General features: G+C 64.1%; 18 protein-coding genes. 9 read left to right on the forward strand and 9 right to left on the reverse strand.

Going from position 1 to position 20014, the window contains the following annotated elements; genetic code table 11:
* Positions 1 to 12: 12 nt before the first annotated feature.
* Complete coding sequence (locus IVB40_RS11855) at positions 13 to 1131, forward strand: cobalamin-independent methionine synthase II family protein (RefSeq protein WP_027566809.1); 1119 nt, start codon at positions 13 to 15, stop codon at positions 1129 to 1131.
* Positions 1132 to 1272: 141 nt separating this feature from the next.
* On the opposite strand, the gene IVB40_RS11860 is transcribed toward IVB40_RS11855, so the two are convergent.
* Complete coding sequence (locus IVB40_RS11860) at positions 1273 to 2991, reverse strand: caspase family protein (protein WP_247400502.1); 1719 nt, start codon at positions 2989 to 2991, stop codon at positions 1273 to 1275.
* A gap of 173 nt (positions 2992 to 3164) precedes the next feature.
* Here IVB40_RS11860 and IVB40_RS11865 point away from each other — a divergent pair, with 173 nt between their 5' ends.
* The 4 genes from IVB40_RS11865 to IVB40_RS11880 all read left to right on the forward strand — a co-directional run bounded on the left by IVB40_RS11865 (position 3165) and on the right by IVB40_RS11880 (position 8940).
* Positions 3165 to 4520, forward strand: coding sequence for a hypothetical protein (locus IVB40_RS11865; protein WP_027519010.1), 1356 nt, complete (start codon positions 3165 to 3167; stop codon positions 4518 to 4520).
* A gap of 61 nt (positions 4521 to 4581) precedes the next feature.
* The gene (gene metK / locus IVB40_RS11870) at positions 4582 to 5778 is read left to right on the forward strand and encodes a methionine adenosyltransferase (protein ID WP_247290184.1); all 1197 of its coding nucleotides are present in this window, start codon (positions 4582 to 4584) and stop codon (positions 5776 to 5778) included.
* Between the two features lie 120 nt (positions 5779 to 5898).
* Positions 5899 to 7320, forward strand: a complete 1422-nt coding sequence (gene ahcY, locus IVB40_RS11875) for an adenosylhomocysteinase (protein WP_247400501.1) — start codon at positions 5899 to 5901, stop codon at positions 7318 to 7320.
* 159 nt (positions 7321 to 7479) lie between these two features.
* Positions 7480 to 8940 (forward strand): NAD(P)/FAD-dependent oxidoreductase, encoded by a 1461-nt coding sequence (locus tag IVB40_RS11880; RefSeq protein WP_247290179.1) that lies wholly within the window; start codon positions 7480 to 7482, stop codon positions 8938 to 8940.
* Positions 8941 to 8959: 19 nt separating this feature from the next.
* Here the strand turns inward: IVB40_RS11880 and IVB40_RS11885 are convergent, their stop codons facing one another.
* Both IVB40_RS11885 and IVB40_RS11890 read right to left on the reverse strand, forming a co-directional pair.
* Entirely contained in the window at positions 8960 to 10195 is a 1236-nt protein-coding gene (locus IVB40_RS11885; RefSeq protein WP_247290177.1) for a YbfB/YjiJ family MFS transporter, read from the reverse strand.
* A gap of 31 nt (positions 10196 to 10226) precedes the next feature.
* Positions 10227 to 10937: an SDR family oxidoreductase gene (locus IVB40_RS11890; protein WP_247290175.1), complete on the reverse strand. Its 711-nt coding sequence runs from the start codon at positions 10935 to 10937 to the stop codon at positions 10227 to 10229.
* Between the two features lie 213 nt (positions 10938 to 11150).
* Between IVB40_RS11890 and IVB40_RS11895 the strand changes: the two genes are divergently transcribed.
* Positions 11151 to 12074 (forward strand): LysR family transcriptional regulator, encoded by a 924-nt coding sequence (locus IVB40_RS11895; RefSeq protein WP_247400500.1) that lies wholly within the window; start codon positions 11151 to 11153, stop codon positions 12072 to 12074.
* 146 nt (positions 12075 to 12220) lie between these two features.
* Complete coding sequence (locus IVB40_RS11900) at positions 12221 to 12376, forward strand: hypothetical protein (RefSeq protein ID WP_247818918.1); 156 nt, start codon at positions 12221 to 12223, stop codon at positions 12374 to 12376.
* A gap of 20 nt (positions 12377 to 12396) precedes the next feature.
* Here IVB40_RS11900 and IVB40_RS11905 read toward each other — a convergent pair whose 3' ends face one another.
* Positions 12397 to 12633 (reverse strand): hypothetical protein, encoded by a 237-nt coding sequence (locus IVB40_RS11905; protein ID WP_247290171.1) that lies wholly within the window; start codon positions 12631 to 12633, stop codon positions 12397 to 12399.
* Positions 12634 to 12659: 26 nt separating this feature from the next.
* On the reverse strand, positions 12660 to 13202 hold the full coding sequence (locus IVB40_RS11910) for a hypothetical protein (RefSeq protein ID WP_247290170.1): 543 nt from the start codon (positions 13200 to 13202) through the stop codon (positions 12660 to 12662).
* 129 nt (positions 13203 to 13331) lie between these two features.
* Here IVB40_RS11910 and IVB40_RS11915 point away from each other — a divergent pair, with 129 nt between their 5' ends.
* Positions 13332 to 13790, forward strand: coding sequence for a nuclear transport factor 2 family protein (locus tag IVB40_RS11915; protein WP_247290168.1), 459 nt, complete (start codon positions 13332 to 13334; stop codon positions 13788 to 13790).
* 77 nt (positions 13791 to 13867) lie between these two features.
* On the opposite strand, the gene IVB40_RS11920 is transcribed toward IVB40_RS11915, so the two are convergent.
* From IVB40_RS11920 to galE, 3 genes are all read right to left on the reverse strand, one after another.
* A complete protein-coding gene (locus IVB40_RS11920) occupies positions 13868 to 14569 on the reverse strand; it encodes a fumarylacetoacetate hydrolase family protein (RefSeq protein ID WP_027566820.1) in 702 nt (233 codons plus the stop codon).
* A gap of 35 nt (positions 14570 to 14604) precedes the next feature.
* A complete protein-coding gene (locus IVB40_RS11925) occupies positions 14605 to 16407 on the reverse strand; it encodes an ABC transporter ATP-binding protein (protein ID WP_247290166.1) in 1803 nt (600 codons plus the stop codon).
* Positions 16408 to 16525: 118 nt separating this feature from the next.
* On the reverse strand, positions 16526 to 17539 hold the full coding sequence (gene galE, locus IVB40_RS11930; protein WP_247290164.1) for a UDP-glucose 4-epimerase GalE: 1014 nt from the start codon (positions 17537 to 17539) through the stop codon (positions 16526 to 16528).
* Positions 17540 to 17664: 125 nt separating this feature from the next.
* On the opposite strand from galE, the gene IVB40_RS11935 reads away from it, so the two are divergent.
* A complete protein-coding gene (locus IVB40_RS11935; RefSeq protein WP_247400499.1) occupies positions 17665 to 18702 on the forward strand; it encodes a glycosyltransferase family 4 protein in 1038 nt (345 codons plus the stop codon).
* Between the two features lie 179 nt (positions 18703 to 18881).
* On the opposite strand, the gene waaF is transcribed toward IVB40_RS11935, so the two are convergent.
* Positions 18882 to 19952, reverse strand: coding sequence for a lipopolysaccharide heptosyltransferase II (gene waaF / locus IVB40_RS11940; RefSeq protein WP_247400498.1), 1071 nt, complete (start codon positions 19950 to 19952; stop codon positions 18882 to 18884).
* Positions 19953 to 20014 lie beyond the last annotated feature (62 nt).

Genomic DNA, 20014 nt, shown 5'->3' on the forward strand with positions numbered 1-20014 from the left:
TGGGAGTAAGAAATGCAGCGAACCAAAGCCCCCTTCCGCGCCGACGAGGTCGGCAGCCTCCTGCGCCCCGCGAAGATCAAGGAAGCCCGCGCCAGGCTGGAGAAGGGCGAGATCTCGGCCGACGATCTGCGCAAGATCGAGGACATGGAGATCGAGAAGGTCGTGCATAAGCAGGCCTCGCTCGGCCTGAAGCTCGCAACCGACGGCGAATTCCGCCGCTCCTGGTGGCATTTCGACTTCCTGGCCAAGCTCACCGGCTGCGAAATGTTCCACCCCGACACCGGCATCCAGTTCGCGGGCGTCGAGACGCGGCATGACGCGGTGCGGGTGATCGGCAAGCTCGATTTCCCCGATGACCATCCGATGCTGGATCACTTCCGCTTCCTGAAGAAGGTCGCCGACCAGGCCCACGTCACCGCGAAGATGACGATCCCGTCGCCGGCGGTGCTGCACTTCCGTGGCGGCCGCAAGGCGATCTCCAAGGACGTGTATCCCGATCTCGACGCCTTCTACGAAGACCTCGGCAAGACTTATCGCAAGGCCGTGAAGGCGTTCTATGACGCCGGCTGCCGCTATCTCCAGTTCGACGACACCGTGTGGGCCTATCTCTGCTCGCCGGACGAATTGCAGAAGGCGCGCGAGCGGGGCGACAATCCCGAGGGTCTCCAGCAGATCTATGCGCGCGTCATCAACTACGCGCTGGCGGAGAAGCCCGCCGACATGGTGGTGACGACGCATGTCTGCCGCGGCAATTTCCGTTCGACCTGGATTTCTTCAGGCGGCTACGAGCCGGTTGCCGAGACCATGCTCGCCGGCACCAATTACGACGGCTATTTCCTCGAATACGACAGCGACCGCGCGGGTGGCTTCGAGCCGCTGCGCTTCCTGCCCAAGGGCAACAAGGTCGTCGTGGTCGGCGTCATCACCTCGAAATTCGGTGAGCTCGAGAAGAGGGATGACATCAAGCGCCGTCTCGAGGAAGCCGCCAAGTTCGCCCCGCTGGAGCAGCTCGCACTATCGCCGCAGTGCGGTTTTGCGTCGACGGAGGAGGGCAACGTCCTCTCCGAAGAGGAACAGTGGGCCAAGCTCAGCCTCGCCGTGGAGATCGCAAAGGAAGTGTGGGGCCAATAGGGCTCCACTCGCTCACTGTCATTCCCCGCGAAGGCGGGGAATCCAGTACGCCGCGGCTTCTCGGAGAATCGCTGACTTCTCGGCGTACTGGATCGCCCGGTCAAGCCGGGCGATCACAGCTGAGGGTGAGGCACACGCCCTTCATTTCTCCGCCAGATAAACCTCGCCCAGCAGCGACGAGTTCGACCACGGCACCTGCTTGTTCTTCGTGGTCGAGACCACCTCGGCCCGCACCCGCGTCAGCATCTGCTGCACTTCCAGGCCAGGCGTGCCGAGATGGCGGGAGAGCGCGGCGGAGAACGGCGAGTTGGCGCCTTCACCGTCGAGCGCGACCTGGCCCGGCGCAGTGGCGAAAGCGATCAGCGTGCCGGCGCCGAGCGTCGCGCCGGCGCCCAGGCTCGTTGGCGCTGCGAGGCCCGAGGCAGCTTCGATGGCGCGGTTGGTGCCAGCTGATGCAACCTGCTGTGCCATCGGATTATTGCGGCAGGCATCGAAGATCAAAATGTTGGTGCGGACTTGGTCGTCGAGGCCGGCCATGATCGTATCCATGTCGATCATCGCGTCCGTCATCCTCGCGCCCGGCTTGAGCTCGACGTCGACGGGAATGAGATAGTTGCGACCCTCGACCTGCACGCCGTGGCCGGCATAGTAGACCACCACGATTTGCGCCCGCGCCGCCTCCCGCAAGAAGTCACGCGTCATCTTTTGCATCGCCGCGCGGTCGAGATCGACGCCTTCTGACACAGTGAAGCCGATGTTGCGCAGGCTCTTCGCAACGGCGCGCGCGTCATTGGGCGGATTGGGCAGTGCCTTGACATGCGCATAGGCGCCATTGCCAATGATCAGCGCCATCCGCGTGCCGCGCGCGGCCGGAGCAGGCGAGGGGGACGGCGCGGCACCCGTCTGCTGGGGAGCCGGTGCCTGTGCCTGCTCGGTCGTCGGTGACGGCCCATCCCGCGGGATCGGCACGCTAGCGTCGGTGACCAGCGACAGCCGCACCTTTGCCGTGGCCTGATTGGCCTTGCTGCCGGCATCGGAAGCCGTGATTGCAAGCGTCGCCTTGTAGTCGTCCCTCGCGTGCGCGTAATCGCCTTTCGCCTCATAGGCCAGCGCGCGATGGGTGTAGCCCGAGATCAGCACGCTGTTCGGCGGCGTCATGATGTTGACGGGCGGCTTCTCTTTCGCGAGCCGAATCGCTTCGCTGCCGTCGGCAATCGCGCGATCGTAATCGCCTCTGACGCGCCAGATCGCGGTCCGGTTGATCAGCGGCTGCGGCAGTGTCGGGTCGAGCCGGATCGCTTGGTTAATGTCGGCCAGCGCGCCGTCGAGGTCGCCGAGCGCCTCCTTCGCGATGCCGCGGTTCTGGAACGAGAACGCCGATCTCGGGTCGGCTTTAATCGACATGTCGTAGTCGACGATCGCCTTGGCGTAGTCGCCCTTGCCGCGCCAGGCATTGCCGCGATTGTGGAATATGGTACCGCTCGGCGGGCCAAGCTTCAGCGCGTCGTCGAAATCGGCAATCGCGATTTCGTACTCGCCTCTGTCGTAGTAGGCCGATCCCCTGAGATTATAGACTGCCTGGCTCGGCTGGAGCCGGATCGCTTCCGTGGCGTCGGTGATGACCTTTAGGTATTCGCCCTTCTTGTTCCAGCCCACCGCGCGCCAGAAGTAGACCGTTGCGAGCTGCTCGCCTCTGAACACCTTCAGCGCGATGATCTTGCTGCAGGCGTCGATCATCTGGTCCGCCGGCGTGGTGTCGGTGGTGCAGAGCGGCCCAAGCTGGTTGCGCGCCTGCGAAAAAGCGGGCGCCGACCACAGCGTTGCGGCGAGCAGGCAAAGCGCGACGAGGAGGCGACGCATCGGTGGTGGTCCCGTTGAGGAGAGGCGTCTGTTTGTTGCCCGGCAGGGGAAGGTGGTTCATGGCCTCGCTGCTGTGCACACGGCAGCGGGGGCGGCTCTATCCCCTCTTCCCTCAGTGGGCAGATTTTGCTAGGAGGCGCTACCCAATCCTTCTGCCCACTGCGTCCCACTTCATGAAGAATGACGAAATCCTGAGCCAAATCACCGAGTTCTGCCGCAAGGCCGACATGGCGGAATCGACGTTTGGCCGGCGCGCGGTGAACGATGGGAAGCTTGTGCATCGCCTGCGCGAGGGCAAGCGCATCACGATCGACACGCTGGACCGGATCCAGGCTTATATGGCCGCATCGATGGCCGGCGGCGTGCCTCCCCCGCGGGGACTTCAGGTGCCGCCGGAAAAGCGCGATCCGCGCGGCAATTTCCGCTTCTTCGAGAACCGCCAGAAATACCTGCTGTTCGTCCACACTTGCAGTGAGAAGCGGGTGGTCGCCGAGCGCGTGGCGCTGGAGCTTGCCAGCATTCATCCCCGGCCGCCGGCGCTGCGCGTGTTCGATGCCGGCGTTGGCGACGGCACGGTACTGGCGCGCGTGCTGCGCGCGATGCACCAGCGCTTTCCGCACATGCCGTTCTATGTCGCCGGCAAGGAGCTCAGTCTCGAGGACCTCCGCCTGACGCTGGACAAGGTGCCGGATCGCATTTTCGAGCATCCGGCCTCGGTGTTCGTTTTTACCAACATGCTTTACGCGGAGGCGCCCTGGCTCACGCCGGCATCGCCCGCGGCGGCCGCCGCGACCGTCTGGCATGAGGTTCCCCTGCGGGGGGCTTCCTCGGGCGAGTTCGAGACGCAAATCGCGGAGTTGAAGCCGTTTTTGGAGCAGAACTGGCGCGCGGCGGTCAGCCCGCGCACGGGGATGCCGCTCTATGAGCGGCCTGTCGTGCTGGTGCTCTACCGTGAAGATCAGCGGTTTCTGCTCGATTCGACCATTCCACGGCCGGGCCAGGCCGAGGCCAATTTTGACCTCGTTATTGCATCCCAGCCATACCGCGCGCTGTCCTCGGTCAATTTCCGGGCAAAACGGATCATTGCGCCCCTGGCGCGGGCCTTGCGGGCAGGCGGCCGCCTGATCGGAATTCACTCCCACGGGCAGGATCCGGGCATGGAGATGATCCAGGCGATCTGGCCCGGAGAAAATCCTTTCTCGGTGAGCCGTCATGAGCTATTGCGCGCGGTGAAGTATGAGCTCGGCTCGGTGGGCCGCGACCTAAATTTTAATGCTTACGCAGATAACCGCTCGATCTTCAGGTATGATATGGAAGCGCTGCCCAACGAGGTGACAGGCACTATCGGAACCTCGACGGCCTTTGCAGCCTGGAATGCGGCGGTGTATGTCGCTCAGATTGAGGACGACCGGTTGACGGAAATGACTCAAAACGGCCGCACTCTGGATGCCGCCAGGGACGTGCTGCGAAAGTATAATGGGCTCTGGTTTCTCGACGAATCCTACGTCATCTCGCGCCGGCGTGATTGACATCATTCAAAGCTAAACATCGCAAACGCCCGCCAGCTAGCGGCGGAACAAGGGGTTACTGATGCGCGCGTCCTATCTCTTCACCAGCGAGTCCGTGTCCGAAGGCCATCCGGACAAGGTGTGCGACCGGATCTCCGACGAGATCGTCGATCTGTTCTACCGCGAAGGACCGAAAGCCGGCATCGATCCCTGGCAAATTCGCGCCGCCTGCGAAACGCTCGCGACCACCAACAAGGTCGTGATCGCCGGTGAGACCCGCGGTCCTGCATCCGTCACCAACGAGCAGATCGAAGGCGTCGTGCGCGCCGCGATCAAGGACATCGGCTACGAGCAGGAAGGTTTCCACTGGCAGAAGGCCGACATCGAGATCCTGCTGCATCCGCAGTCCGCCGACATCGCGCAGGGCGTGGATGCGCTGCAGCCGGGCGAAGTCAAGGAAGAGGGCGCGGGCGACCAGGGCATCATGTTCGGCTACGCCACCAACGAGACGCCGGATCTGATGCCGGCGCCGATCTTCTACGCCCACAAGATCCTCCGTCTCATCTCCGAAGCGCGCCACTCCGGCCGCGAGAAGGTGTTGGGCCCGGACTCCAAGAGCCAGGTCACCGTGCAGTACGAGAACGGCAAGCCGGTCGGCGTGCGCGAGATCGTGGTGTCGCATCAGCATCTGGTCGAGGACATCTCGTCCAAGCAAATTCGCGACATCGTCGAGCCCTATGTGCGCGAGGCGCTGCCGAAGGACTGGATCACGGCGAAGACCATCTGGCACATCAACCCGACCGGCAAGTTCTACATCGGCGGTCCCGACGGCGATTCCGGCCTGACCGGCCGCAAGATCATCGTCGACACCTATGGTGGTGCGGCTCCGCACGGTGGCGGCGCGTTCTCCGGCAAGGATCCGACCAAGGTCGACCGCTCGGCCGCCTATGCGGCACGCTATGTCGCCAAGAACATCGTCGCGGCCGGTCTTGCGGATCGCTGCACATTGCAGCTCGCCTACGCCATCGGCGTGGCGCGTCCGCTGTCGATCTACATCGACACCCACGGCACCGGTAAGGTGTCGGAGGATCAGCTCGAGAAGGCCGCCGCCAAGGCGATGGATCTCACCCCGCGTGGCATCCGCAGCCATCTCGATCTCAACCGCCCGATCTACGCGCGCACCTCCGCCTATGGCCATTTCGGCCGTACCCCCGACAACGAGGGCGGCTTCTCCTGGGAGAAGACCGATCTCGTTGAAGCGCTCAAGCGCGCGGTCTGATCACCGACGTCATTCCCGGGGCGCCGCCACAGCGGCGAACCCGGAATTCTTCCATCGAGATTCCGGGCTCGCTCCTTCAGGGCGGCCCGGAATGACCAATTCAACAACAGGACGCCCGCAATGAACGCGAAGCCCGGCTTCACCGATTACATCGTCAAGGACATTTCGCTCGCCGATTTCGGCCGCAAGGAGCTCTCGCTCGCCGAGACCGAGATGCCCGGCCTGATGGCCACCCGCGAAGAGTATGGCCCGAGGCAGCCGCTGAAGGGCGCGCGCATCGCAGGCTCCCTGCACATGACAATCCAGACCGGCGTGCTGATCGAGACGCTGGCCGCGCTCGGCGCCGACATCCGCTGGGTCTCCTGCAACATCTATTCGACGCAGGACCACGCCGCGGCGGCGATCGCAGCCGCCGGCATCCCGGTGTTCGCCGTCAAGGGTGAGAGCCTTACCGAGTACTGGGACTACACCGCCAAGCTGTTCGACTGGCACGGCGGCGGTCACCCGAACATGATCCTCGACGACGGCGGCGACGCCACCATGTACGTCCATCTCGGTCTGCGCGCCGAGAACGGCGACACCAAGTTCCTGGACAAGCCGGGTTCGGAAGAAGAGGAAGTCTTCTTCGCGCTTCTGAAGAAGCAGCTCAAGGAGAAGCCGAAGGGCTACTTCGCCGAGATCGCCAAGAGCATCAAGGGCGTTTCCGAAGAGACCACCACGGGCGTGCATCGTCTCTATGACATGCAGAAGGCGGGCACGCTGCTATGGCCGGCCATCAACGTCAACGACAGCGTCACCAAGTCGAAGTTCGACAACCTCTATGGCTGCCGTGAATCGCTGGTCGACGGCATCCGCCGCGGCACCGACGTGATGATGTCCGGCAAGGTCGCGATGGTCGCGGGCTTCGGCGACGTCGGCAAGGGTTCTGCCGCCTCGCTGCGCCAGGCCGGCTGCCGCGTCTTGGTCTCCGAAGTCGATCCGATCTGCGCGCTGCAGGCGGCGATGGAAGGCTATGAAGTCGTTACCATGGAAGACGCCGCGCCCCGTGCCGACATCTTCGTCACCGCGACCGGCAACAAGGACATCATCACGATCGAGCACATGCGCGCGATGAAGGATCGCGCCATCGTCTGCAACATCGGTCACTTCGACAACGAGATCCAGATCGCGGGTCTGCGTAACCTGAAATGGACCAACATCAAGCCGCAGGTCGACGAGATCGAATTCCCCGACAAGCACCGCATCATCATGCTGTCGGAAGGCCGCCTCGTGAATCTCGGCAATGCGATGGGCCATCCGTCCTTCGTGATGTCGGCATCCTTCACCAACCAGACGCTGGCGCAGATCGAGCTCTTCGCCAACAACAAGGACGGCAAGTACAAGAAGGAAGTCTACGTGCTGCCGAAGTCGCTCGACGAAAAGGTCGCGCGCCTGCACCTCGCCAAGATCGGCGTCAAGCTCACCGAGCTGCGCAAGGATCAGGCCGACTACATCGGCGTCAAGCAGGAAGGTCCGTACAAGTCGGACCATTATCGGTACTGATCCGCTGATCGTATCTATTTTCCACGCAAAGCCCCGGAGCGATCCGGGGCTTTGTTGTCTTGAGCGCGACGAACGCGTCTCTTCGCGGTTGTGTCAGGGCCGATTGCCAGTTGACGAGCGATGATCCCGGTCAGACAATTCCTGGCGGCGGAGGAAACAATGGCTCAAGACCATTTCGATGTGCTGATCGTCGGTGCCGGCCTGTCCGGGATCGGCGCGGGCTATCATCTGCAGACCAAATGCCCGGGCAAGAGCTACGTCATCCTCGAGGGGCGCGACTGCGTCGGCGGTACCTGGGATCTGTTTCGCTATCCTGGCGTCCGCTCCGACAGCGACATGTTCACGCTCGGCTATTCCTTCAAGCCGTGGACCGATCCGAAGGCGATCGCGGACGGCGCGCAGATTCTCAATTATGTGCGCGAAACCGCAGCCGAGAACGGTATCGAGAAGCACATCCGCTTCCACCATCGTGTCAAGCGTGCGGCGTGGTCGACGAGTGAGGCGCGCTGGACCGTCGAGGCCGAGCGCATCACCGGCGAGGGCGCCACCGAAACCGTGCGCTTTACCTGCAATTTACTGTTCATGTGCTCGGGGTATTACAAGTACGAGGCGGGCTATACGCCGGAGTTCAAGGGCGTCGTGGATTTCGCCGGCCGCATCGTGCATCCGCAGAAATGGACCGACGACATCGACTGCGCGGGCAAGCGCGTCGTCGTGATCGGCTCGGGCGCGACCGCGGTGACGCTGGTGCCGGAGCTCGCCAAGACGGCCGCGCAGGTCACGATGCTGCAGCGCTCACCGACCTATGTGGTGTCGCGCCCGGCACAGGATCCCGTCGCCAACAAATTGCGGCGCAATCTGCCGACGCGGCTTGCCTATCATCTGATCCGCTGGCGCAACGTGATGTGGGGGATGTTCTTCTTCCAGCTCAGTCGGCGCCGCCCTGCGAAGGTGAAGGAGCTGGTTCTCAAGGGCGTGCAGATGGCGCTCAGCCCCGACTACGACGTCGCGACCCATTTCACGCCGCGCTACAATCCGTGGGACCAGCGGCTCTGCCTCGTGCCGGATGGCGACCTGTTCAAGGCGATTCGCGAGCAGCGCGCCTCCGTGGTGACCAAAGAGATCGACATGTTCACCCAGGGCGGTATCCGCCTGAAGGACGGCAGCGAGCTTGCGGCGGACATCATCGTGACCGCGACGGGACTGGTGCTCCAGGTCGTCGGCGGTCTCGACATCAGTGTCGACGGCCGCACCGTCGATTTCGCCAATACGCTGACCTACAAAGGCATGATGTATGCCGAGGTGCCCAACATGGCCTCCGCCTTCGGCTACACCAACGCATCATGGACACTGAAATGCGACCTCACCTGCGAATATGTCTGCCGCCTGATCAACTACATGGACCGGCACAATTTCCGGCAGTGCATGCCGCACAATGACGATCCCTCGATTACCGCGCAGCCGTCGCTCGACTTCACCTCGGGTTATGTGCAGCGCTCGGTCGCAAAGATGCCGAAGCAAGGCTCGAAGCAGCCGTGGCGGCTCTACCAGAACTACGCGCTCGACATCGTCTCCTTGCGGTTCGGCCGGATCGACGACGGCGTGATGCAATATTCCTGATCGCGACGACCTCGGCGTTCTAAGCCTTACGGGTGGTAAGCGGCAGGGCAAAATCAATCGCGAGTGCGAGCACCACCGCGCCACCGCCCAGCGCGAACAGGACGAGATAATCGCCGCCGGTCTGCGCGTAGATCCAGGAGAAGCCGTAGGCCGCGGCCGCCTGGAACAGCGCAAAGCTGGTCGTGGCATGGCTCCACGTCCTGCGCTGCTGCTCGGCAGAATGGGGGACCAGCTCATGGATACGTCCGAGCACGAGCGGTACGATGCCGGGTGTGAAGCCGCCGACCACGACGCTCGACACGATCAGCGAGAGAGGCGCGGTACTGACGGTCGGGAGCAACACGGCGGCCGCTTCGATCAGGAAGGCGGCGCGTAGCGCGGGTCCAAACCCGGCGCGATCGCCGAGGTGACCGGTGACCAGGGGGCCGACGATTGCGCCAAGGCCGTAGAGCACCCAGTAGTGCGATCCCGCGGCAATACCCTGGCCGAGGCCGCGCGCGACGAAATCGACGATGAAGACCATGTGCGGCACCAGCGCCACCGCGTTGAGGCCGTATTGGACGAGCAAGCCGCGAACGGCGGGCGAAGCGTGCTTCGCCGGCTGCGATGACACGGTATCGGTCTTGGCCTCGGCAGGCCAGTTCCACCAGCTCACCAGCGTGAGCGTGCCAGAGACCACGCCAAGACCATACCAACTCTGTTGCAAGCCTTGCTGCAGCAATAGCGGCACCAGCGTGCCCGATGCGGCGACACCGAGCCCGACACCGGCAAAGATCACGCCGCCGACCATGCCGCGCTTTGCGGCCGAGGTATGGGGCAGAATGACGGAGGCCGCCAGTACCATGATGATTCCGCCGGTGAGCCCCGACAGGAAGCGCCAGGCGAAGAACCAGGTGAACGACACCGGGGTTGAGCTGGCAAAAAAAGAGAGGGTCGCGAGCAACATCATCGCCCGCAAGGTGCGAACGGCGCCGATGCGCGCGGCCACGGTCCGCGCCGCGAGCGCGCCGGCGAGATAGCCGGCCAGGTTCGCTGCACCGAGATAGACGACGTCGGACGCGCCGAACCATTTTGCGGCGATCAGGGCCGGGATCAGCGGCGTATAGGAAAAGCGCGCGAGGCCGAGTCCGACCAGCGATGCTGACAATCCGGCTACCGCATATCGCCGGGTTTGCTGTGAAGAAATCTCTGATGTCGAACCCGACCGCTGATGCGGTCGGGGATGAACTTGCTGCTTGGCATCTGCGTCTGTCATGTCGTCCTCGTGCGCGCCAAGGCGCTAGCGTTCAGTGGCCGGCGCTCTGGCCGCCGTCGACATGCAGGATCTCGCCGGTGACGAAGGAGGCGCCCTCGAGATAGAGCACGGCATCGACGATGTCGGACATCTCGCCCATATGGCCGACGGGATGCAGCCCATCGAGCTGGGCGTGCGTCGCGACGGGATGCATCGGCGACTTGATGATGCCGGGCGACACCGCGTTGACGCGGATACCGCGCTTGGCATATTCGATCGCGAGCGACTTGGTCGCGGCGCTCAACCCGCCCTTGCTCAGCGAGGCCAGCACCGAGGGCACGTTCGAATTGGCCTGGTCGACCAGCGTGGTTGTGATCTGGACGACGTGCCCGGACCCCTGCTTCTCCATTTCGGCGATGGCAAGCTGCGTGACGTGGAAGAAGCCCGCGACGTTGGTGCCCATCACCGCCGCATAGTCCTCCGCCGTGTACTGCGTGAACGGCTTTGCGACGAAGATGCCGGCGTTGTTGACCAGCGTGTCGACGCGGCCGAAGCGGGCGACGGCTTGCGAGACCACCCGCTCGGCGGTGTTCCGGTCGGCGATGTCGCCGGCAATGGCGAGGACATCGTCATCGCCCGACGGCTTGATGGAGCGCGCTGTCGCGACGACGCGATAGTTTCGATCGCGAAAACCCTGGACTAGGGCCGCACCGATGCCCTGCGAGGCACCGGTGACGATGGCAACCTTCTGTTCGATACCCATGATGGGCTCCTGTTGCTGGATTTCAGAACCTGCGCCAGCGGGGCTGGCTTGACGGATGAGGTACGCCGCAGCGGGCTGGCTGCGAATATGCGCTGTCCGGCAGACACTCTTTCGCGGCGCGAACGAATGCCGAACCGGCGTTCGGCGGTGGTTGTCGCGGCAGGAGCGAACGCCTAGCTTGCAGTCGGAGCTCGATGGGCTGGTGGGAGACGTATGGATCGTCTGGATGCGATGAAGGTGTTTGTCCTTGCGGTGGACGACGGCAGCCTTGCCGCTGCGGGCCGCAAGCTCGGCCGTTCGCCGGCGGCGGTGAGCCGCGCCATTGCTTTCCTGGAGCAGCGGGTCGGTGCCGAGCTGCTGCACCGGACCACACGCTCCATCAAGCTGAGCGAGGAGGGCGAGCGCTACGTCGCGGTCTGCAGGCGCGTGCTTACCGAGCTGGAGGAGGCCGACGACATCGCGGCCGGGCCGCGCACGGCGCCCCGCGGCCTGCTCACGATCACCGCCCCGGTGGTGTCGGGTGAGATGGTGCTGCGGCCGATCCTCGATGCCTTTCTCGATGCCTATCCGACCGTGTCGGCAAAACTCCTGCTGTTCGATCGCGCGGTCAATCTGATCGAGGAGGGGGTCGACGTCGCGCTCCGCATCGGCCATCTCGCGGATTCAGCGATGGTCGCGATGCGGGTCGGCGAGATCAGCCGCGTCGTGGTGGCATCACCACGCTATCTGAAGCAGCACCCGCGCATCACCGAGCCCGGCGATCTCGCCAAGCACCAGATCGTCGCGATGGCCCACCTTCCCAATTCGTGGACCTTTGCGCCGCAGGTCGGCTCGTCGGCTGCCCGCACGGTGCAGTTCACGCCGCGGCTCGTCGTCAACAGCACCTATGCGGCGGTGGCCTCGGCCGTCGCCGGCCGCGGTGTGGCGCGAATGTATTCGTACCAGGTGGGTGAGCAGGTCGCGCGCGGCGAGCTCGAGATCGTGCTGCCCGGCGACGAGGATCCCGAGATGCCCGCGCATTTGATCTGTCCGCAGGGCCGGCTCTCGGTGCCGAAGGTGCGGACCTTCACGGACTTTGCGGTGCCGCGGCTGAAGAAGCAGTTTGCACAGCTCAAGAACAGCATCACTGCGCGGTGAGCCGCTGCGCGCACGGGCAATGCGTTGTTTTGCGTATACGGCCGCTAGGCTGAATCAGCCATGCTGCCCGAACGGTTAACGTCGGATTAACCGCGGAGTCCTAGCCTGTCTCGGCCGGGGTTACTTGCAAGGCCGAGGTGAGCCCAATGGAAGCCCAGAGAATCGCGGTCGACGCCGTCGTCGTGTTGACCGATTGCGACCGCGACGCCGTCATCGCGTTCATCCGCCGCCTGTATCTCGCCGGCGTCACCGACCCCAAGCGCCTGACCTTCAAGGGTCTCCAGGCCCTGTCACGGGCGTGACTAGGGCCGCGTACAATCAATTACTGAACGGTCGGATCGTTGATCCGGATTGACGTGACACGGTCCGCCTGCACTTCGAATGAGAAGGGCCATGGGTGATAGGTCCAGAGATCGGTCTTCTCTAGCCCGCTCGGCCCGACATGGAAGGGGCCGCCGAGCTGCGCCATCAGCTTCTCGGTGCTGTCGCCGAGATTGATGTGGTTGAAGCTGTAGCCCGGGGGCGGGTGCCGGCCCGCTGACCTGAAGCGCGGCCTCATCGTGCTGTCGGCTGCGATGACCGCGTCTAGTGATGGTGCTTGTGTGCTTCGGAGCTATCGGGGCGTTGGTAACCTCGCAGCTCCGCGTATCGCTGCATCTGGTTCTGATCGAGCAAGGCGGTCGTCGACAGATGATATTTGAGGTGGCTTTCGCGGAGCAAGGCCTGGGTTTCCGCAATGGCAACGAGGGTCGCCTTGAGTGACTCCGATGTCACGACGCGGGCAGAGAAGAGCCGGTCCAACTCCGTTTCCTGCTCGACCAGCTTGTTACCCAGCGGGACCGCCTCTTGCTTCATGGCCTCGAACAGGCGCTGAACCCGGATGCGCTGATCTGCGGTCAAGTCAAGCCGGTCACCGAACTCAAGAACATGGCTCGGACCGGGATATCCATTGAGTTCGGCGGCAAGCGCCAGGCCCATGCCACGTCCGGCTCGAAGATCGTCGATCTGCTGGTGCGACAGCGCCTTGATGGGGCGCTGCTCAAGGCCGGCATAGGGCTGACCGGATTGCGCGCTGGCAACGTTGCACGAGATGATAAGCGTGGCCGCAAGCAGGAGAAGGCGTCTCATGAGTCTGGCTCCATGAAATCGGCCCGGTTCGTCGATCGATCTCCACCGGTGCTCTTCCCATATCTTGCTGGACGGTTCGCCTCATGGCAACAAGATTGCCTGATTGAGCGATCAAACATGGAGCAGGTAATGGCCCCGTTGCCGGTTGCGAACACTGAGCTGGTGCAATTCTTCCGCGCGTGGCTGGAGACGTTCGCAGGTTATGTCCGCGAGGTCGACTATGCTTCGGCGCGGCCGCTCTTCCATCCGGATGTGCTGGCCTTCGGCACGCACAACGACGTCATTCCCGGCCTCGACCAATGGGTCACCACGCAATGGGATAACGTCTGGCCCAAGACGGCCGACTTCCGTTTCGTCATCGACCAGGCCTCGATCCTGGCATCGTCTGATGGCACGATGGCGACCGTGATCGTGCCGTGGACGAGCACAGGCTATCATCCCGACGGCAGCGCGTTTCCGCGCCCCGGCCGGGCCACGATGGTGTTTTCAAGACATGGCGATGGTTGGCTGTGCGTGCATTCCCACATGTCGCTCAATCGGGGTGTGCCGCAGGCAAGCCACGCCGATCGGCCCGTGAAGGCTTGGTAGATCGGCATCGTCCGCCAGCGAAATGCAAAAGGCCCCGGACATGCCCGAGGCCTTCTTAGTTCGAGCCGCCGTGAGCCTTACTCGGGTTGGCCGATCGAGACCTTCAGCGTGCCGACGCCGTCGACGCCGCATTCGAGCTTGTCGCCGGGCTGGAGCTGCGACACGCCGGCCGGCGTGCCCGTCATGATGATGTCGCCGGCGGCGAGCTTCACCTGCTGCGAGAGCTGCCAGATGATCTCGGGCACGTTCCAGATCAGCTCGGTGAGATCGCCTTTCTGCGCTTCCTTGCCGTTGACCGTGAGCCAGATCTTGCCCTTGGCGGGATGGCCGATCTTCGATGCCGGCTGCACCGCGGAGCAGGGCGCCGAATAGTCGAACGACTTGCCGATCTCCCACGGACGCTCCTTCTTGCGCGAGGCGATCTGGAGGTCGCGGCGGGTCAAGTCGATGCCGACGGCATAGCCGTAGACATGGTCGAGCGCCTTGTCGGCGGGAATGTTGAGGCCGCCGCTCTTCATCGCGACGATCAGCTCGACCTCGTGATGCAAATCCTTGGTCAGCGGCGGATAGGGAATGGTGGCGCCGTCGGGCACCAGCATGTCGGCGTGCTTGGCGAAGAAGAACGGCGGGGCGCGCTCGTCATTGCCCATCTCGCGGATGTGCTCGAGATAGTTGCGGCCGACGCACCAGATGCGGCGCACGGGATACCGCCCGCTTTCCCCGACGACGGGAAGGGAAGCCTGGGTCGGAAGTGGGATGACGTAGGAGGCGGCGTTCATGGTGCGATCTCGCTGCTCTTGAGGTGAAGGGAACTCTATGCGGTTGCGCTGATCGGCGCCAGAGCGCCGGCGTCGTGATGCTGCAAGCGGAAGAACGAGGCGTAGCGCCCGCCGCGGCGGAGCAGCTCGTCATGCCGGCCCTGCTCGACGATCTCGCCGCCCTCGACCACCAGGATCGCATCGGCGTGCATGATGGTGTGCAGGCGATGCGCGATCACGATCGTGGTGCGGTTCTGGCAGAGATGCTCGATCGCCTCCTGCACCTGCCGTTCGGATTCCGAATCGAGCGCGGCGGTGGCTTCGTCGAGCAGGATGATCGGCGCGTTCTTGATCAGCGCGCGCGCGACCGCGATGCGCTGGCGCTGGCCGCCGGACAGCTGCGTGCCGTGTTCGCCGACGGGCGTGTCGTAGCCGAGCGGGAAGCCCATGATGAAATCATGCGCGCAGGCTGCTTTCGCAGCATCGATGATCTGGTCTTCGGTCGCGCCCGCGCGGCCGAAGGCGATGTTGTTGCGGATGGTGTCGCGGAACAGATAGACGTCCTGGCCGACATAGGCGGTCTGAGCCCGCAGCGATTTTCGCGAGACGGCGCCGATCGACTGGCCGTCGATCACGATGTCGCCTTGCGTCACCTCGTAGAAGCGCAGCAGCAACCCCAGCACGGTCGATTTGCCGCCGCCGGAGGGGCCGACCAGCGCGGTGACCTTGCCGGGCTCGGCAACAAAGCTCATGCGATTGAGGACGGTCTCACCGTTGCGATAGGAAAAGCTGACGTCGCGCAGCTCGATGCGTGCGTTCGAGAGTTTCAGCGCCGGCTTGTCGTCGTCGGAATGCTCGCTCGCAGGGCTGTCGACGACTTCGAGCAGCATGCGGGCGCCGACGAGCTGGCTGTTGAGGTCGATGTTGAGCCGCGCCAGCCGCTTGGCCGGCTCGGTCGCCATCAGGAACGCCGTCATGAAGGAAAAGAACGCGCCGGGCGTGGCGTTGAGCGCGACCACGCTGTAGCCGCCGTAAAGCAAACAGCCGGCGACTGCGAAGCCGCCGAGCATCTCCATCAGCGGATTGGAGCGATTGGCGACGCGGGCCATCTTGTTGGCGTTGCGCTCGACGATCGCGATATTCTCGTCGATGCGGTTTTGCATGGTGTCTTCGAGCGTGAACGCTTTCACCGTGCGGATGCCCTGCAGCGATTCCTGCATCGTCTCCAGGATGTCGGCGGTGCCGGTGAACTGGTTGTAGGCGAGCCCCTTGATGCGCTTGACCAGCTTGCGCAGCACCAGCATCGCCGGCGGCACCGCGACGAGGCCGATGAACGACATCACTGGATCCTGCCACACCATCACGCCGATCATGGCGACCAGCATCATGAGGTCGCGCCCGACCGCATTGACCAGCATGTTGAGGACATCAGTGATGGACTTTGCACCGGCTGTCAGCCGCGCTAGAAATTCCGACGAATGCCGCTCGGAGAAGAATCCGACGCTCTCGCGCATCAGCTTGGCGAACAGCTGGCGCTGGTTGGTGGCGAGGATCGCGTTGGAGATCTTGGTCAGGATCACCATGTGGCCGTAGGTCGCCACGCCCTTGATGAAGAGCAGGATCACGGTGATGCCCGAGAACATCGCGATGCCCGGGATGTTCTTGTCGACATAGGCCTGGTTGATGACCTGGCCGAGCACGTAGGTCGCGCCCGCGGTCGATCCGGCGGCAAGCGCCATCAGCGCGAAGGCGACGAGGTAGCGCCGCCAGTAGATGATCCCCTGTTCCGTGACCAGGCGGCGAATCAGCACCGCAGCCGCATAGGGATTGTCGGTGATTTTCTTTGGAAACTGAGCCATCCGCAGTCCATTGACGGCACAGGAAAAAACCTGCCCGCGCGTCAGGGATCGAATGGCCTCTGTGCCCGCTAAGCCAGCGCTTTTCAAGCCCAATTAAGGGCTTGCGCTGGAATGGAATCTAGGCCGAGGCGGCGTGGCGGAGCTCGCCGTGACGCTCGCGGAACAGCTTGTCCTCCCAGGCCAGCGCATGGGCTGCGATGGTCTCGAGGTCGTCGTATTGCGGCTTCCAGTCGAGCAGGCCGCGGATACGGCTGGTGTCGGCGACCATGGTCATGATGTCGCCGGGTCGGCGCGGGGCGTATTGCACGGCGAAGCTGCGGCCCGAGACACGGCGTACCGCGTCGATGGTCTCCAGCACCGAGTAGCCGCGGCCATAGCCGCAATTGAGCGTCGTCGAGGCGCCGCCGTTGCGCAAATAGGCGAGCGCCGAGCGATGCGCCTGCGACAGGTCCGTGACATGGATGAAGTCGCGGATGCAGCTGCCGTCCTGGGTGGGATAGTCGGTGCCGAACACGTCGATCTTGGCGCGCTGGCCGGTGGCGGCTTCCACCGCGATCTTGAGCAGGTGCGTGGCGCCGGCGGTGGCGAGGCCGATGCGGGCCTGCGGATCGGCACCCGCAACGTTGAAATAGCGCAAGGTCACGTATTGCATGCCGTAGGCGGCGGCGACGTCGTGCAGCATGATCTCGGTCATCAGCTTCGACGAACCGTAGGGCGACAGCGGCCGTGTCGGCGCATGCTCGGGCACCGGCACCTGGTCCGGATCGCCGTAGACCGCCGCAGTCGAGGAGAAGATGAAGCGGTCGATGCCGCGCTTGACCGCGACGTTGAGCAGGTTGCGCGCGGTCGTGAAATTGTTGCGGTAATAGCCGAGCGGATCGCGCATCGAATCTGGCACGACCACCGAGCCCGCGAAATGGATGATGCTCTCGATGTTGTGCTGGGCGATCACGCCTTCGAGCAGGTTCTCGTCGCCGGCATCGCCAATGAACAGCGGCACGCCTTCGGGCAGATAGGCGGAGAAACCGGTGGAGAGATCGTCGATCACGACGACGTCCTCGCCGGCTTCCGCCAGCGCCAGAACCGTGTGGCTTCCGATATAGCCGGCACCGCCGGTGACAAGCACAGTCATGATCTCACCCGTCTTCGATCAACGCTCCAAGCTAACGTTTACGTGGTGAAGAGTGGGTATCGGCGCGGCTGAACTGGTCACTATGCTTAATGTTGCGTATAGGGACTTTCGAAACGGAGCGTGGCGTGGCGAATTCCCCAAGCGATCTCGAAGTGATCGTGCCAAATCTGCACAGGCGCTATTCCGGGGTCACCGCGACCAACCGGATGGTGGCGCCGCGGCTGGCAAAGCTCTATCGCGCCGCGTGGTTCGGTTCCGACGCGCCGGAGGGGATCGCGCGCCAGGACGGTGCCGATCTCCTGAGATTGTGGCGCCGCAAGGCGCCGGTGATCTGGCACGCGCGCCGCAACAACGAGATGATCGCGGGGGTGATGTTGCGTGCGCTCGGTTGGCCGCTCAAGCTCGTCTTCACCTCGGCGGCACAGCGCCATCATAGCTGGATCACGCGCTGGCTGATCCGGCGCATGGACGCAATCATCGCGACGTCAGATCTTTCGGCCTCGTTCCTGAAAGTGAAGGCGACCGTGATTCCGCACGGCGTCGACACCGACGTCTATGCGCCGCCGGCGGATCGCACTGCTGCCTTCGCGGAAACTGCGCTGCCGGGCCGCTACGCGATCGGCTGCTTCGGCCGCGTGCGCGCCCAGAAGGGCACCGATGTGTTCGTCGATGCGATGTGCCGCCTGCTGCCGCGCTATCCGGATTTCACCGCTGTTATCGTCGGCCAGGTCACACCCGAGCAAGCCGCTTTTGCAAACGACCTGAAGAAACGGATCGAGGCCGCCGGTCTGCAATCGCGCATCGTCATCACTGGCGAGCTGCCGATCGAAGATGTGCAGCGCTGGTATCAGCGGCTGACCATCTACGCCTTCACTTCGCGCAACGAAGGTTTTGGCTTGACGTTGATCGAAGCGATGGCGGCCGGGAGCGCGCTGGTCGCCGCGCGCGCCGGCGCGGCCGAACTGGTGGTGGAGGATGGCGTGACCGGCGTGCTGGTCCCGACCGGTGATGTGGATGCGCTGGTCGCAGCGCTGGAGCCGCTGATGCGCGATGTTGCTGCCGCAACCGCGATGGGCGAACGCGGGCGGGCACGGGTGCTCGAACGGTTCAGCCTCGATGCCGAGGCAGCGCGGATCGGCGAGGTGTATCGGCCGCTGCTCTGAACCCCTGTCGTACGGCCACCAAAACAAAAACCGCGAAAACAACCCCATGCACAGTAGCCGGGGATAATGAAATCAATGGCTTGGCGGTGGGTTGGTGGTCTGCGGATTTTACGAATTCAATTTGACTCGTCGGGCAAAACACCGGCATGATGTCATCATCGGCGCAGCCTCGACGGCCTTCACGTCGAAGCCCTTGACCCCACCTCACCCAGCACCCGCTGCGCAATCTCCACCACCTCGCTCGCCGCGATATCTCGCATGCAGCGGTGGTCGTTCATCTTGCAGATCGTGCTCTGGCAGGGCTGGCAGGACAGCACGCTCTTGTCCTGCACCACGGTCGCGGCGAGGCCGTTGAGGGGGGCCCAGAGATAGGGGCTGGTCGGACCGAAAATACCCATGGTCGGCGTGCCCAGGGCAGCTGCGATGTGCATCAGGCCGGAATCGTTGGAGATCGCGACGCCGGCTGCAGCCATGGCCAGCACGCCGTTGCGCAGATCATTGCCGGTGAGGTCCCGGACCCCGGCGCCGCTGGCCGCGACGATCTCGTGGGCCAGGCCCTTTTCCCCGGGGCCGCCGACCACCCAGACCTCGAGGCCGCGCTCGGCGAGCAGGCGGGCGGCTTCCGGATAGTAGCTCCAGCGTTTTGACACCCCGACCGAGCCGGGAGCCAGCGCCACGGCGGCGCCTGCGCTGAGGCCATTGGCCTGCCGCCAGCGGACGATGTCCTCGGCCGGGACCCGCAATTGCGGCACCGGCCATTCCGCCGGCAGCGGGGCGCCATCGGGCTGGGCGAGGGCGGCATTCTTGTCGATGAAGCGGGGCAGCTTCTTCTCGCCCCAGCGCCAGCGGTTGAGCAGGCCGAACCGGAATTCGCCGACGAAGCCGACCCTTTCCGGAATCCCGGCCAAAGCGGGCGCGATGGCGGCCTTCCAGGTCCGGGGTAGCACCAGGGCGGTGCCGTAGTTCCGCTCGCGCAGGAGCTTCGCCAGGCCGAACTGCCGCCCCACGGCGAGCCGACCGCGCGGCAGGTCCCACACGATCCCTTGGCGCACGCCGGGCATGTAATCGACCAGGGGCGCGCACAGGGACGTCGTGAGCAGATCGACCGGCCGGTTCGGCCAGCGCTCGTTCAGGACCCGCACGACGGTGTGATTCCGGACGAAATCGCCGATCCACATGTAGGGGACGATCAGGATCGGGCGCGTGTCGCTCCGATCTGCCTCTCCACTAAGTTGTGAATATTGGTTCATTCGTTAATAAGGCCGGGGTGCGCTGATGTGGCGGTTCGGTTAGCCGCTCCGGGCCGGCAGGT

Origin of the sequence: Bradyrhizobium sp. 40, assembly GCF_023100925.1 — a bacterium.
Taxonomy (GTDB): Bacteria; Pseudomonadota; Alphaproteobacteria; order Rhizobiales; family Xanthobacteraceae; genus Bradyrhizobium.